19 protein-coding genes are annotated in these 13,022 nt (G+C 42.1%); 1 reads left to right on the top strand and 18 read right to left on the bottom strand.

Features of this window, described 5'->3' with window-relative positions:
* From AC4IFO_RS21960 to AC4IFO_RS22045, 18 genes are all read right to left on the bottom strand, one after another.
* Positions 1 to 218, bottom strand: a 218-nt coding sequence (locus AC4IFO_RS21960; protein WP_490737605.1) for a hypothetical protein, incomplete at its 3' end; no start/stop codon positions are given.
* Positions 194 to 2,887 (bottom strand): type IV secretion system protein TraC, encoded by a 2,694-nt coding sequence (traC, locus tag AC4IFO_RS21965; protein ID WP_490737607.1) that lies wholly within the window; start codon positions 2,885 to 2,887, stop codon positions 194 to 196. The genes traC and AC4IFO_RS21960, both read right to left, overlap by 25 nt.
* The gene (gene traV, locus AC4IFO_RS21970) at positions 2,884 to 3,453 is read right to left on the bottom strand and encodes a type IV conjugative transfer system lipoprotein TraV (protein ID WP_490737609.1); all 570 of its coding nucleotides are present in this window, start codon (positions 3,451 to 3,453) and stop codon (positions 2,884 to 2,886) included. Before traV ends, traC begins: the two co-directional genes overlap by 4 nt.
* 71 nt (positions 3,454 to 3,524) lie before the next feature.
* Complete coding sequence (locus AC4IFO_RS21975; protein ID WP_371007741.1) at positions 3,525 to 3,860, bottom strand: hypothetical protein; 336 nt, start codon at positions 3,858 to 3,860, stop codon at positions 3,525 to 3,527.
* Between the two features lie 223 nt (positions 3,861 to 4,083).
* On the bottom strand, positions 4,084 to 4,407 hold the full coding sequence (locus tag AC4IFO_RS21980) for a hypothetical protein (RefSeq protein WP_371007740.1): 324 nt from the start codon (positions 4,405 to 4,407) through the stop codon (positions 4,084 to 4,086).
* A gap of 12 nt (positions 4,408 to 4,419) precedes the next feature.
* Entirely contained in the window at positions 4,420 to 5,112 is a 693-nt protein-coding gene (locus AC4IFO_RS21985; RefSeq protein ID WP_371007739.1) for a GNAT family N-acetyltransferase, read from the bottom strand.
* 7 nt (positions 5,113 to 5,119) lie between these two features.
* Positions 5,120 to 5,389: a hypothetical protein gene (locus tag AC4IFO_RS21990; RefSeq protein ID WP_371007738.1), complete on the bottom strand. Its 270-nt coding sequence runs from the start codon at positions 5,387 to 5,389 to the stop codon at positions 5,120 to 5,122.
* Between the two features lie 88 nt (positions 5,390 to 5,477).
* Positions 5,478 to 5,882, bottom strand: coding sequence for a hypothetical protein (locus tag AC4IFO_RS21995; protein ID WP_371007737.1), 405 nt, complete (start codon positions 5,880 to 5,882; stop codon positions 5,478 to 5,480).
* Between the two features lie 19 nt (positions 5,883 to 5,901).
* Positions 5,902 to 6,393 carry a transcription/translation regulatory transformer protein RfaH gene (rfaH, locus tag AC4IFO_RS22000; RefSeq protein ID WP_371007736.1) on the bottom strand — a complete coding sequence of 164 codons (492 nt, stop codon included), beginning with the start codon at positions 6,391 to 6,393 and terminating at the stop codon, positions 5,902 to 5,904.
* Positions 6,394 to 6,448: 55 nt separating this feature from the next.
* Positions 6,449 to 6,595, bottom strand: coding sequence for a hypothetical protein (locus AC4IFO_RS22005; protein ID WP_490737613.1), 147 nt, complete (start codon positions 6,593 to 6,595; stop codon positions 6,449 to 6,451).
* Positions 6,596 to 6,647: 52 nt separating this feature from the next.
* Positions 6,648 to 8,018, bottom strand: coding sequence for an F-type conjugal transfer pilus assembly protein TraB (gene traB, locus AC4IFO_RS22010; RefSeq protein ID WP_490737615.1), 1,371 nt, complete (start codon positions 8,016 to 8,018; stop codon positions 6,648 to 6,650).
* Positions 8,011 to 8,781 (bottom strand): type-F conjugative transfer system secretin TraK, encoded by a 771-nt coding sequence (gene traK, locus AC4IFO_RS22015; RefSeq protein WP_490737617.1) that lies wholly within the window; start codon positions 8,779 to 8,781, stop codon positions 8,011 to 8,013. The genes traB and traK overlap by 8 nt, the downstream gene beginning before the upstream one ends.
* A complete protein-coding gene (gene traE / locus AC4IFO_RS22020) occupies positions 8,762 to 9,334 on the bottom strand; it encodes a type IV conjugative transfer system protein TraE (protein WP_490737619.1) in 573 nt (190 codons plus the stop codon). The genes traK and traE overlap by 20 nt, the downstream gene beginning before the upstream one ends.
* A 12-nt stretch (positions 9,335 to 9,346) precedes the next feature.
* The gene (gene traL, locus AC4IFO_RS22025) at positions 9,347 to 9,652 is read right to left on the bottom strand and encodes a type IV conjugative transfer system protein TraL (RefSeq protein WP_371007732.1); all 306 of its coding nucleotides are present in this window, start codon (positions 9,650 to 9,652) and stop codon (positions 9,347 to 9,349) included.
* Between the two features lie 31 nt (positions 9,653 to 9,683).
* Positions 9,684 to 10,058, bottom strand: a complete 375-nt coding sequence (locus tag AC4IFO_RS22030; protein ID WP_371007731.1) for a type IV conjugative transfer system pilin TraA — start codon at positions 10,056 to 10,058, stop codon at positions 9,684 to 9,686.
* A 279-nt stretch (positions 10,059 to 10,337) separates the two neighbouring features.
* The gene (locus AC4IFO_RS22035) at positions 10,338 to 10,526 is read right to left on the bottom strand and encodes a hypothetical protein (RefSeq protein ID WP_371007730.1); all 189 of its coding nucleotides are present in this window, start codon (positions 10,524 to 10,526) and stop codon (positions 10,338 to 10,340) included.
* Positions 10,527 to 10,634: 108 nt separating this feature from the next.
* Positions 10,635 to 11,324 (bottom strand): helix-turn-helix transcriptional regulator, encoded by a 690-nt coding sequence (locus tag AC4IFO_RS22040; protein WP_371007729.1) that lies wholly within the window; start codon positions 11,322 to 11,324, stop codon positions 10,635 to 10,637.
* 246 nt (positions 11,325 to 11,570) lie between these two features.
* A complete protein-coding gene (locus tag AC4IFO_RS22045; protein WP_371007728.1) occupies positions 11,571 to 11,960 on the bottom strand; it encodes a relaxosome protein TraM in 390 nt (129 codons plus the stop codon).
* A gap of 457 nt (positions 11,961 to 12,417) precedes the next feature.
* Here AC4IFO_RS22045 and AC4IFO_RS22050 point away from each other — a divergent pair, with 457 nt between their 5' ends.
* A complete protein-coding gene (locus AC4IFO_RS22050) occupies positions 12,418 to 12,864 on the top strand; it encodes a transglycosylase SLT domain-containing protein (RefSeq protein ID WP_490737623.1) in 447 nt (148 codons plus the stop codon).
* Positions 12,865 to 13,022 lie beyond the last annotated feature (158 nt).

Raw genomic sequence — 13,022 nt, forward strand, 5'->3', positions numbered from 1 at the left:
ATTTGTTGCTGATATTGGTTGACCGTGCCCGTCATGTCGAAAGTGACGGTGATAGGAGCAAGCCAACGCACCACAAACACCGAAATGCTGAAGCTGAGTACCACTGCAATCACCATAAAAAAACTCATGGCCTTCAAGCAGGCTTTGCGTCGACGACTTGCGCCCCGTGCGGGTGTTTTTTCTACTTTGTCGACTAATGTCGTGTTTGGGTCTGCCATTGGGATAAGGCCTCCATTTCTCTTGGGAATTTTTGTTGGGCTAACGCCAATAACGTGGCTTGCTGGGAAAGTCCTTGTGCCGCGGCATTTTCACGGAACTGGTAGTCTTTCCCGTCCGTGGAAAACAAGGTGCGACTGATGGGGTCAATCAACAAGCGGTGATAAGACACTTGCCCTGCCACTCGCAACATAAAGGCACTGAAGTGCGCCTCTTTCGCCGAAGGGAACCCTTCCACCACGGTACGTTCCAACACGTTGAACTGGTCAGGGTTTTTCTGGTTATATTTACGGAACGCCTCCAAGTTTTGTCGCAAAATAATTTTGTACGACGAGTTACTCCATGCGGCTTTCGCGGCCACACTCGCATCCTCACCATCAAAATCCTCAATTCCCTGAGAAATGGTAATGTAGGCACCCCGGTACTTACGGGCAGTACGATAGCCCCCTTCAATAAAGTTACCGACAAAGCTGTTTTCACTGTCGAGCAGTTTCCAACCTTCATCGATAATGGCGGCTTTTTTAATGTCCCGTGGGGATAAGTACATGCGCTGTTCAATAAAGATCATCATGGAAAACATAACGGCGGCTAACAAATCAGGTTTATTTTGTAGGCCGCCCATCTCCAGTACGGTAAAACGCACATTGTCATTGAGAACAGGATTAGGACTATTAAAATACTCGCCGTACAAGCCTTTGGTGGTGTATTTCTGTAAGGAAACAACAATCTCGTGCATCTTATTGCGCACAGAGTCAGCATCCTCAAAAACACCATGCTCTAATTGCCACGTTAAGTACTCTGAAATATCATCGATCAGAACCGCATTACCCTGACGTTTACTCGGTGCTGCACCCTCCCACACGTCTTGAACTGCATTCAATAAGATGGACTTAGAGGTGTCATCCATATCCCCTGACGGATTAGCAAGCACCAATAGCAAGTCGCGAATACTCTCCGCCGCTTCTTTAATATTGACGACACCCGCGAATGGGTTGAATTTAAGGTCGCGCGCATCAACGTAAACGCCCCCAACACTCTCACACAGCCCTTTGTAGGATTCGCCCATATCCAAGACATACGCCCAACCGCGACTGTCGAGAATTTGGCGGATAATGGCTTGCACCAAGAAGGACTTACCGCCCCCCGAGGTGCCACACACCCCCATGTTGTAGTTATCGTTCCCCAGCCCCGAATCATCATCAAAGATATCGAGATAAGACAACTGGTTACGATATGAGGGAATAGGCAGTCCGCTGCGACAAATGCGGTTATCAGCAACCACGGGCAACAAGTTGGCTACGTTGAAAGACTCAGCCCGCAGTGTGCCACTTGAGCGTTTCATGTCGCCCCACAAGCCCTCTTGCATAACAAACGGGAACAAGGCCATGTAGTTGCGCAACTGCATAAAACTGGGGGGCGTGAGCGTCAATCCATTACTGTTAAAGGTATTCATTAGGGCCATTTCAGCGTTTAGAGCTTTATCGTCATCATCTTCACAAAATAACGTAATGCCATAACTGTAACGCGTGAGTGCTGATTGCCCTTTACTTAACCGTTCACGGATATCGGTCCACTCTTTCGCTTGTTGCTTCACACCTGGCACCCAACTGGAGAACTTGGATTCTGCGCGCTTATTAAACGTGGCTGATTTGGTCATCGATTCGTTTTGGGTTCGGACTAGATCTTCCACTTCCAGCGTCAACGTAATGGCAAACGGGCACGACACGGAAGCTGCAGGGTCAAGTAAATTGCTGAGATTATCGCCCCCTTGCCAGAGGGCAAACCGCTGCGGGTTTTTGGCAAGGCTGTAGTTGAGTATCCGTGTACGCGATTTTCTTCCCTTTTCATCCATTAAGCTCTGATGCATGGCTTCGGGTTTTAACTCCATCACGAACGAACGGTCAACACACTGCGCATTGAGTTCTTCATACGGCTCCATTTCGTCGGACGGCTCCGCAATATTGTGATGACGAAAATTCACCATTTCACGCACCAACTTGATTAAGCCTTTATCATCCAATCGCTCCGAGCCGATACTCGCACCGAGGAGAGATTGCTGCACCACACTCAAGGTTTGATTCAAATTTTGCAGTGTCAACGCATCTGCCCGTTTAACCGGTTCGGCATAGATAACAAAAAGGCGGTAATTCCGAAGTGTTAATGGCAAGCCTTGCTTGTTGGCTAAACCATTCATCGCCCCATTTTCATAATAAGCACGGGTAATGGCATTGAATTTTGACGCTAACTCACCATCCCAGCTAAAGTCCCTCAGACCGTAATCCAACATGCCGCTGATACATTTACTGCCGAGCAACAAAAAGGTGAGTGGGGTTTTACGCGGCAATTTATTTCGCAGAAAATAATCCAGTGCATCGACAATTTTATCGTTCGCACCAATCAAGGGCGCACATTCCAACACGAAACCTGCCGTCTCCTTGTTAATAAAAAGCCCTGAGTCGGCATCATAATAGCGATACGGTAAGACACTGCTAAAAGACGGATAGTCCATCTCTTCCAGTGCTTCATGCGCTTTTCGTGAGCCGTCGGGTTGTTTCCAGTTAGAGAGGAGTCCTTTGAATAAACTCTCCATAAAGGGGGACTCCCCCGCATCCTTTGCATGGGGATTACCGAGTTGCTTCAATTTTTGCAAGAAGCCACGTTTTTGCGTCATTGTAACTGCTCCTTCCACTGGCCCTCTTTCACGACAAAGGAGACGACGGCCGGTTGATAAAAGTTTTGCTCTTCATCAATCCACGGGGCTATCCACAACCGCGCGGTACTTGCAGGTAATCGCACCGGTGGCACCATCCCAATATCGGCCCAACCCGACCACGTTTGGGTTGGCTGCGAAATCGGTGGCAGTGAATTGGCGGGTATCGACTTTTTTATAGGGACGGGTGACGACTCAAATGCCCCTAATGCCGTCACGGTCTGTGAGGTCGCGCCGTAACTCGGTTCCACAGTACGCACTGAGCGCGATGTGGAGGCGGTTGTGACAACGGGAACCGTCGGAGTTGCCAACGGCGCTAACCGCGGCAACTCAGCTCGCTTTTGGGATGTGCCCTCCCCATTAGTAGGATGGTTCCAAGACACATTTTGCTGTGCTGCCTTTTGATTGGCTTCTTCCATCGTCATGCAGCTGTCTTGCGCCGTGGCATTGCAATCAAAGGAATCTTTCATACCCGCAGTACAACCAGCGAGCAGGGTTAATGCGCCTAGAATTAGGAGTTTTTTCATTGTTGAGCCTTTTGAATACGAAATAGGTAAAAAGAAGAGAACGACGAGGAATATCAAATAAAAAACGTTATTTAACTGTATTTAATCGCGAGTCCTACGGAAAAGAAAACCACATAAACCCCAAGACATTTAACGATAAATAGGATCATTTTCTTGCGTGAAGGAAATCCCACTTTCCCAGCAATATAGTCTGATTTTGAGTATTGCCCTAAACCTAAGCAAACGAAGACAACTATTGTGCTTGCAGCACACAGCAAGGAAATATTCCCGAGATACAAAGGTAAAGGCGATGAGATAAAAAAGTTACTCCCCCAAACGCTCATGCTCACTATTGCGATGAGAAAATTAATAATCTCAAGGGTGCGCATCACTTTAAACTGAAACAATCTTTCTTCTAGACTGGTCATTGCGCTCTCCACTTAAATAAAGCTAAGTCATAGGTCATCATGCTATTTGCAAGATAAGTGAGTTTATAACAACATTAGGGAATTTAATTTTTCCTGCCCGCCGTACAACCGATGGGCAGAGTTAATACACCTAGAATTAGGAGTTTTTTAATAATTAAACCTTTTGAATACGAAATGGGTAAAAAGAAGAGAACGACGAGGAATATCAAATAAAAAACGTTATTTAACTGTATTTAATCGCGAGTCCTACGGAAAAGAAAACCACATAAACCAGAAGACATTTGACAATAAATTGGGCCATTTTCTTGCGCGAAGGGAATCCCACCTTCCCTGAAATAAAGCTGGCTTTTCTATCGTCACCAATCATTAAAACGACGATAATTGCACTGACAGAAACCAGTATGGAAATATAGGGAATATCCCTAAACGACCAAGTAAAATAACCAATCAGACATCCTACGAGGTTAATGACAACGATGCACAAATTAACTATCACAAAACAACGCATGACTTTAAATTGAAACAGTCTTTCTTCAGGACTGGTCATGATTCCCTCCATTTAAATCAGGTTATTAACCCGATACCAGACTCGAACACCAAAGAATGGGTTATTGTTATTCGCTAACAACCATTCTGGTGAAGCATTGCTGACTGACTCAATATTGATGATGTGAATATCCACATCACTATTTTGATAGAGCCACCAATTTACCGTTTCAGACATCAATTGGGCTTTTTGTTCATCGGGCAATGTGGCTATTGTATTTTCAAGGGTGAACATTTTCGTTCTCACCGCATCGTAAAACCGTTTGTTTAAAAAGGTTTTTGCATGCTCAACTTTATCGTAAGAAAGCCGCCGCTTTATTGCACCACTGTTTTGGATATCAAATCCACACGCCCTAAAAAAGCTCACACTCACGTTATCAGTTGCACGCCCTGCAATGGCCGTTGTGAAAGCCCCCGAAAACTCATTAACGATACGTTCTATCATTTTTCGTCCAATTCCTGCTTGCCGAAAAAAAGGATGTATCGAAATATTGTGAATATGTGCGATATCCGTGTGGCTGGTAACCTTTGCAACACCAAGAACGGAATTTTTATATAACGCCTGACAAACACATTCGCCGAGTTCGTTTGAAAATGAAATATGGTAGTTATTGAGGATATGCTGTCTTTTCATCATCAACGCAATATCGGTCAGTGTATTTTTAGTTGAAAAATGCGGTTGAGTAATTTGAGTTAAAAGTGTCATTAGGAGATTACTCCATTCGCTTAATTATCCAATGTTGGATTTTTTCCAAGTGAGACTGAATTTGGTCAAATAACACATCAACGGCCAAATTTAGTTCAATAAAGTCACCTTCAGGTAGATGCACAAACGCACCGCCATTAAACGTCGTTATCCTACGAATAAGTTCAATTTGAAGCACTGTGACCTTGCCGTCTCTATCGGTAACTTTCACTAAATGGCTTGGGTTATGTGTTGAATGATTGATGACTGATTGATTTGTTACATGTTTATCAAACATTAAATACCTCCGTAATCTCACTGATTAAAGTCATCAAATTGGGCAAGATGACGCGGACGATGCTTATCGATATTGTCCTCAATATCCTTTAAGAACAGGTCAAAGGTGCATTCCCAGTCATTCGCCCGCTTTGGTGCAATGGTTTTTCCTTATCATTGCTTAATTGGTAGGCTTCAATGGCTTCTTTGTAATCGCTAACCGTGACATTTTCAATCACATCACCGCACTTGAGCTTATTGGTGTTAGGCTGAAATAACCCATTATCGTTATTGGTTTCAATGAGTTGACATTTTGTTGAGTAATATTCCCCTTTACTCACAACTTCTGACTTATCTTCTTCATTTAATATTGCAACTCCGAAAATCACTAAACCGATTAGTAAAACCATCAACGCAAAGACAAATGTCGCTTCACTTGCTTTACTTATCGCAACAATGATTACCCCTAAAAATAAAATGACAACCACGAAGACAATGAATATTGTGCTCAACATCATTAGGCTCCTTATCCCGTTATTTTATGGCCTCAAAGTTACGATTATCGACAACACGAGGCACTTCTTTGTTGAGGATATTAAGGAGTAACACCGAGCGAGCCTCCCCGTTAGGCTCACTGTAAATCGCACGCACACCTTGAAAGATGCCGTCATAAATAACCACTTCATCCCCTTTTTGCGGGAGTTGCTCACTCACCTCTTTCATAAAATTTGGCACCATCAGAGTCGCAATGATTTCATCGGGCACCACCACCGGCAGTTTGCCAGAGCGCACAAAGTAGCTCACACCCCGTGTTGAGCTAATGGTCGAAAAATGGATCACTTCATAATCGAATTTTACAAATAAATAGTTTGGAAACAGGGGCTCCATCACTTTGCGTCTCCGATTTCGCACCACTTTCTCCGCTTCATAACGTGGGGAAAAACTATTCACACCTTGACGTTCAAGATGTTCAATCGCTCGTAAATCTTGCCCTGTTTTGCAATACAATAAATACCATTTATCCATTTATTCATTCACTTTTGTTGAGAGTCGTTATTTAAGATTTGAGTCACCCAGGCACTCAAACGGTATAGATAGCGAGAAAAAGCAATCCATCCCAACTGATGTCGGCACACACCAATATCACCGCAGGTGAACTGATGAACACCATAAGAAGGACGGCTTTTAATCGCGTTTTCGTGTTGTTTTTTGTGGGTAGAGTTAACATAACTGCGCCTTAGGATTGCCCTGGTGTTGGCGATAAGGAGGCGTGAAAGACGTTATTGTTGTGTCGGGTATTGCGGGTAATTTGTGGATGGCACCGCATCCCCGAGTGAAATTTCTTGTAACGCTTGTTTTGTCACCGTAATGCCTTGATTGAGCGTTTGCTGAACAGACTCGGCAGCCGCATCCTTACTTTTCTTCTTGCGCATCTGTTCAATAAATTCCAATTGGAAGCCTTCTTGGAAAACGACAGTGATTTCAATACCAGCGCCAATGGGGATCACTGGATGGTATTGTTCGGCACGTTTAATGAAGTATTCCGACAACATTTTACCTGACTGCTGAACCCCGCCGCCAACACCACCACGCGCCACATCGGCCATGGTGGTTGTGCTACTTGCACCAATACCCACTGTCGTATCGCCCACTTTAGAAAAACCTGACCCCACGGCTTCAAGAAACCCACCGCCAAAGGCATAACCGACTAGCTCACCATTTCGGATGACCGGCTCCCCTTTAATACCGTTTTTCCCCATAAAGGAAACATGCCCCTTAAACGGCATATCAATCGTATGGCCAAACAACTTGCAAGACAGACGGTCAGTACGAACAAGTCCGCGTTCACTGGAAATATCGCCATACACACCCGCCGTCACCGCACACCCACTTAAATCATACTCCTCATTATTTGGCATAATCAGTTTGCCTGTTAAGCGAAACTGCATGGGAGAAGGGTTGCTGTTCCCCGTGACAGACGCATTGGCATCTGCCCCCTCAATTACCATCGCTTTGGCAAAACTCCCTGACGGGACATAGGGCAAAGCGGGTAAGTTGTTATCCACCTTGTCTTCTTCATACTCGATAGTCATCGAATGTAAGCCTTGCTTTAATACAGGGTTTACATTGATTTGAGGTTGCCCAACAGGGTATTGACCGCCTTGATAAAATGCCGTTGGCGGCGGGATAACGGGTTGGCTAGCTTGACCATTCGGTGTCGGTATCGTACCAACAGGGAGCGTTTGAGGTTGAGGTAAGGTATTGTCGCCATGGATCAACCCATTACTCACCTCATTCAGCTGGTCTTGCAACGTTGTTAAGTCTTTATCTTGTTGCTCAATTTTGTCGCGGTAAGCTTTATTTTCTTGCTCTAAACGCTCAATTCGGGCATTCACGCTTTTCATCTGCTTATCCACTTGCGATGCCGTGGATTGCAAATCCGCCATGGCGGCTTGCCCGACTTTACGATCAAAGGTGGAAGAGACAACCCCTGTCATGTTCGGCACAGGCTTTTGCGCCGTTTGTTTAATTTTGGGTTTTGAAGGCTGACTAAACCACCATGCAACCCCACCAATGGCACTGGCACCTAACGCCACCATTAAAAAAACAACAAGCTGTTTACGACGCGTTTTCACATTTAAATTAGCCATGCGTCACCTCATTACTCACCGTTAACCACACGGTTGCGGTCGCACCCGGTAACACCTGTTCGCTATAAGGCGAAATCAATACTGCCCTTACCCCCTGTGCATTAAACAATCGCTCAGTGATCGGTTTAGCGTTGGCAGTGGTATTACGCACCGCCAGTTTGTATACCCGTACATCGCCACCATTCCACATTTCATCCGCAGACACAACATACCCCGACGGTAATGACAAGGTTGGCGTAACGGTGACGGGCGCTTTGGCAAAACCTTGCGGAACTTCGCCGTTGAGTAATGCTTTATGCAGTCCAATCAGCATTTGGGGATAAGGTAACGAACGTTCCCACTGTTTGGCGGCTGGTCGCTTCGCAGGGACTGACGACACCAACTGCAATACACGACCATCCCGTTTTTGCGGAACGGCGACCACGGAGACGGTCAAACCGCCTGCAGTACGGACATAAAAGGTAAACGGTTTGGTTTGCGTGGTCATCAACACTACCCCACCACTGAGCTGACCCGTTGCGCCTTTTTGGTTACCATTGATAAACATGCCTTGCGCACTATCAATCGCGACAATCCGGTCGCCTGGCACCACCAACATATTTGGCTCACTGTTGCTAAAGGCCACACGCACTTGCGAATCAGGCGAAACAGGAATTTTTACAGGTAAAGTTGCAGCGGGCTCCGCTAAACTGAAGGCAGAAAAGAGGCCCATATTCAGGGCCAATAACGCCAGTTGACTTAACTTACTTTTTCTTCTTTTCATCGACTTGCACCTCAAAGCCCCCTATTGTCGTGAGCCCATTTGCATACTTCAGGGTTAATCGTAATGTCACCCGCTCAGGTAGCGATTTACGGTTGCCAATCCACGTTTGAATATCCCCGTGAATATCGACAATGCCAGAATTGGGATACACATCCATTCCAGACAAATAAAAAGCACTGGTGACATTGTTCTCAATAATTTGCTTCGCTTCTTCAGCCAAGAGTTCTTGCATCTGTGGGCGCTGACCGTTATCAAAAAATCGTAGTAACGCTTTGTGATTAGCTTTGACCGATTCGGGCGACACGTTATAACGCAGAAAAATCAGCGATTGTGCAGTTTGTTCCAGATAATTGGCGTCAGCATGTGAGCGACTTAAGGTAAACGGGGTTTCAAAGAACTGTGGGATGTAGGTCATTTCACGGCTATCAATTAACGTGGCAATATTCGACCAAGCCAGAATATTCCCCGTAATACTTCCTCCTAATAAGCAAACTAATATGATGAAAATGAGTGATGTGAATTTGTGGGCAGATTTGGCTGCGCTCAGTTTCACCGTGACCTCCTGTTATTTTAGCCAGAGTCTGAACGCGGAGTCGGGAAGTCGCTTGTACATTCCCTGAAAACAGAAGGAAGGCAAATACCAGTAACACGCATTAATCAGCCAATCTGTTCCCCTCCCTTTTTTAAAATACCTCAGTGCAAACCAGAGCAAAACGCCAATGACAACCCCTGCAATATATTGCTTGTCCATGACCGCCCAGCATAACGGGAGGGCAATGGCACAGGTTTCATCGAGAGGTAAGCCAATTGGACGACTTTGCTCTGTCAGCGTCTGAGGAAAGATGAATCGCTTAGCGCGCTCTTCTTCCATAACGCTGTTCCTTCAATACCAATAACTTATCTTATGGTGTTACGCCTGGGGCGCGAGCTTTAATAATGGCAAAGATAATACCGGTGATCACAAAGAACACAGGGATCAACACGAATGTCGCTGGGTTGTGATTACGCAGGTACATTAAGAAGACCAACACCACTTCCGCTAACATGAAGTAGTAAATCAGTGTCGAATCTGCACCAAAGCTGGCTTCTGCATCTTCACGACCCGCCGCCATTAAGTCATCAGCAGCCATTGCCCCTTTAGAGACTAAAAAGGCCATCATCGGTACACCAATTAAACGGAATAAGGTTTTCCCCAGTTTAAAGTTCACCGCATCAATAGCACGTTTAAATAAGCCCTTCTTTCGGGCTGGCGTATTTTCAATAGTCAGTTGTGACATAGCTATTTCCTTGTTAATAGATGTTTCAATATTTACAATATAATCTCTTTGTGAGTATTTAATAACAATTGAGCATTTAGCTCGCTTTATTCCCGACTTAATTAATGAATTAATAACACTTAATTTAAGTAAGAAACAAAGCGTGATAAAAGCATTCTAAATTGAGTGCGCTACCGCCCCAGCCCGACAAATCCATTTTTAAATGGCAAAGTCTACCCGCTGTCTTTTTATTTAACAGTTTATAAATTCATAAAATTAAAATTGAAATGAATTATTAATTTATTTAGCTATATCCCAGTAACTCCCTGTAATTTCATGTTCGTTGTATAGACTATAGACAATCCTTAATAATGCTTCATCTTGTTTGGAGCGACCCGCTAATTTTGCTGAATTAGCTAGCAACTCATGAATCCTAGAAGAAATAGGGATAGTTAATCTTATTGCCTTAAATTTTTCAGTTGTCATCATGTGAATTCCTAAGTGAAATTTTAAATACTATATCTAATAAAAAAAATAATGGAATTAGACAACTGCCCCATATTTACAGGTTGTTACAAATATGGGGCGTTCGTCCAATTAGTAAAGATGTATAAAAAAATCCTTTAATAAGTCACGAGGAATATATTTTCTCCATGAATAAACCTCAGCTACATATTTAAAGTTTCCCTCACCTAACAATTCCAGTTTTCCATATACAGATTTCATTTTATTTTCAACAGTAGTCCTAGAAATATTTAGAAATGAGGCTATTTGTCTATATGACATACTTGAAATAAATAACCATGCTATTTTCCATTCATCCTCTAACAATTCATCAGATGGATTTACCTTTTTAAATCTATCCAAAGGAATTTTTTCAATATCTTTGTTTTTATTTACTATATTAATATCATAAAGACTTAAATTATTTGAAAATAAATTTATAGCTTTTAAATAAAAGAAATCATCATTAAACTTTGAAAATTGGAGAAAATAAATAGGAGGTTCTTTTAATTGACTATCAAGAGAATATGAAGGGAAAGAAACAACAACGTTCTTTGAAGTTACATCAATAAAATCACTTTTAAGAAAATTGGAAAATGAAGAGTGAAAAATGTTATATAAAAACTGTTCAATCCCTGTTAACTTGAACAAATTGGAAGCTAAAAAAACAGAGTTCTCGTTTAAAATGGCCCATACTTCATCTTTTTTAAGATGAAAATCGAAAAAATCGAACAAAACCTCTTGTTTTATTACGTTTAGATCAATAGGATCACATGCAGACATGTAACCGTCTCCTTTAGGCTAGGTTATGTGTTTAGCTCAATAAGGGAGTTCGTACCTCCTTTATTGGGCGATTCTTAAATTTTTAACTCGCTAATTATTTAGCTTAGGTTAAGATTAACTTTATTTTCATTTCAAATCAATTATAAATTTAAATTAATGTGACATATATTTATAATTTTAAATCTCAATCACTAAAAACCCAATTAATAAGTAAAACCATACATTTATCCCCAAAGAAACATCCTTTTAATTCTCTGGAAAAAATTGATTTATTAGCATTTCAGTCTCCCGCTTCATCTCTGCAATTCCCTCCCTAAAATCATAGCGACTATCTTCTTTTATTTCTCTAATATTAAATAGCATCTGAAAAATCATTTGAATACATTGACGTGTTTTTGCTGAATCTTCTAACATTTGCTTCTTATAAAGCTCTTCCCATGTCATTCCATCATCATCTGTTTCATCTGCCTTCTTTTTTAAATTCATCGTGACACGAACGCCAATATCCAGCATTTCAGAACAGACGCTCGACATATTTGCATCAGCATGGCTTGCACCATCAGCTCGACGTTCATCAACAATTGTTCTAATTGCATCATAAACTTTTTGTGACATATATACGTTTTGTCTTGCCATTTATTTAACCTATAAATTAGAGTGCTAATCAAGTGCCTAGTGTAATTTATAGTATCACAGAAACAGTGCTTTTAAAGTGCTAAACTTAATTTTTTAAGCACTCCATCAGTGCTAATATATAGGCACCAACAAAGCACTGAATCTTATAACTCACTGTTTTAATTTGATTAGCCACAAGATAGCCACAAAGCAGCACTAACTTAGCCACATTTCAGCACTCTTTTAGCACTTTATACAAAGATTTTTAAAATTTTCACCTATTTATTTTTAATTAACACTATGATTTAAAGATAAATTCTTGCAAAATGAAATTTTGCGTAGTGTGTGATGTCTTTCTTTCAGAGGAGCGTATTTATTGCTCCTCCTTTCTTTTGGCTTGCGTTTAAATAGTGCTTTATTTTTTAATTAAAATGGGCGATTCTGAGATAAAGAAATGAATTATTTAATGGGGTTTCATATGCGAATGATCTGTATTCTCATTGCCTTAATTTTTTCACCTTTTTCATTTTCGTTTGATTGCTATGATAAAGCAGGAAATGATTATAAAATTGACCCTGATTTATTACGTGCAGTTGCATTTCGTGAAAGCTCATTCCAACCGAATGCGATTAATCAAGCTTCATCGACACGATACGCCATTGGATTAATGCAAATTCATTCGCAAAACTTTAACGAATTAGCGCAGTATGGCATTACCGAAAATCATTTAAGGCAAGATCCATGCATGAATATTTACACGGGGGCATTTTATCTGGCGAAGTTTATTCGAATACAGGGGGATGTTTGGAAAGGGGTTGGCGCTTATAATGCAGGCTTAAAAAAATCCGAGGTTCAAGAACAAAAAAGAAATCAATACGCGCTTGAGGTCTATCACATTTATCTTAATATTAAACAAAATAACTAAATTTAATCCTTTTAATTTCAATTTTTAACGTTATAATCAGGTTTAATATTAAGTAATGCATGTGGCTTAGTATTAAACTAAAAACGCGCCTTTTGGCGCGTTTTCTTTAATAGCTCGTTTTTCTAAGTACCCGATTAATTTCTCCACCTATCCCATCA

Source organism: Providencia sp. UF-224 (assembly GCF_058245955.1).

What these genes read in the sequence shown, in the direction of transcription:
- traB (WP_490737615.1), bottom strand. Translation starts at nt 8,018, where the DNA reads ATGGCTAATTTAAATGTGAAAACGCGTCGTAAACAGCTTGTTGTTTTT.
- AC4IFO_RS21990 (WP_371007738.1), bottom strand. Translation starts at nt 5,389, where the DNA reads ATGTTTGATAAACATGTAACAAATCAATCAGTCATCAATCATTCAACA.
- AC4IFO_RS21980 (WP_371007740.1), bottom strand. Translation starts at nt 4,407, where the DNA reads ATGACCAGTCCTGAAGAAAGACTGTTTCAATTTAAAGTCATGCGTTGT.
- AC4IFO_RS22005 (WP_490737613.1), bottom strand. Translation starts at nt 6,595, where the DNA reads ATGTTAACTCTACCCACAAAAAACAACACGAAAACGCGATTAAAAGCC.
- AC4IFO_RS22040 (WP_371007729.1), bottom strand. Translation starts at nt 11,324, where the DNA reads ATGTCTGCATGTGATCCTATTGATCTAAACGTAATAAAACAAGAGGTT.
- traV (WP_490737609.1), bottom strand. Translation starts at nt 3,453, where the DNA reads ATGAAAAAACTCCTAATTCTAGGCGCATTAACCCTGCTCGCTGGTTGT.
- AC4IFO_RS21975 (WP_371007741.1), bottom strand. Translation starts at nt 3,860, where the DNA reads ATGACCAGTCTAGAAGAAAGATTGTTTCAGTTTAAAGTGATGCGCACC.
- AC4IFO_RS22050 (WP_490737623.1), top strand. Translation starts at nt 12,418, where the DNA reads ATGCGAATGATCTGTATTCTCATTGCCTTAATTTTTTCACCTTTTTCA.
- traL (WP_371007732.1), bottom strand. Translation starts at nt 9,652, where the DNA reads ATGGAAGAAGAGCGCGCTAAGCGATTCATCTTTCCTCAGACGCTGACA.
- traC (WP_490737607.1), bottom strand. Translation starts at nt 2,887, where the DNA reads ATGACGCAAAAACGTGGCTTCTTGCAAAAATTGAAGCAACTCGGTAAT.
- rfaH (WP_371007736.1), bottom strand. Translation starts at nt 6,393, where the DNA reads ATGGATAAATGGTATTTATTGTATTGCAAAACAGGGCAAGATTTACGA.
- AC4IFO_RS21985 (WP_371007739.1), bottom strand. Translation starts at nt 5,112, where the DNA reads ATGACACTTTTAACTCAAATTACTCAACCGCATTTTTCAACTAAAAAT.
- AC4IFO_RS22035 (WP_371007730.1), bottom strand. Translation starts at nt 10,526, where the DNA reads ATGATGACAACTGAAAAATTTAAGGCAATAAGATTAACTATCCCTATT.
- traK (WP_490737617.1), bottom strand. Translation starts at nt 8,781, where the DNA reads ATGAAAAGAAGAAAAAGTAAGTTAAGTCAACTGGCGTTATTGGCCCTG.
- AC4IFO_RS21995 (WP_371007737.1), bottom strand. Translation starts at nt 5,882, where the DNA reads ATGTTGAGCACAATATTCATTGTCTTCGTGGTTGTCATTTTATTTTTA.
- AC4IFO_RS22045 (WP_371007728.1), bottom strand. Translation starts at nt 11,960, where the DNA reads ATGGCAAGACAAAACGTATATATGTCACAAAAAGTTTATGATGCAATT.
- AC4IFO_RS22030 (WP_371007731.1), bottom strand. Translation starts at nt 10,058, where the DNA reads ATGTCACAACTGACTATTGAAAATACGCCAGCCCGAAAGAAGGGCTTA.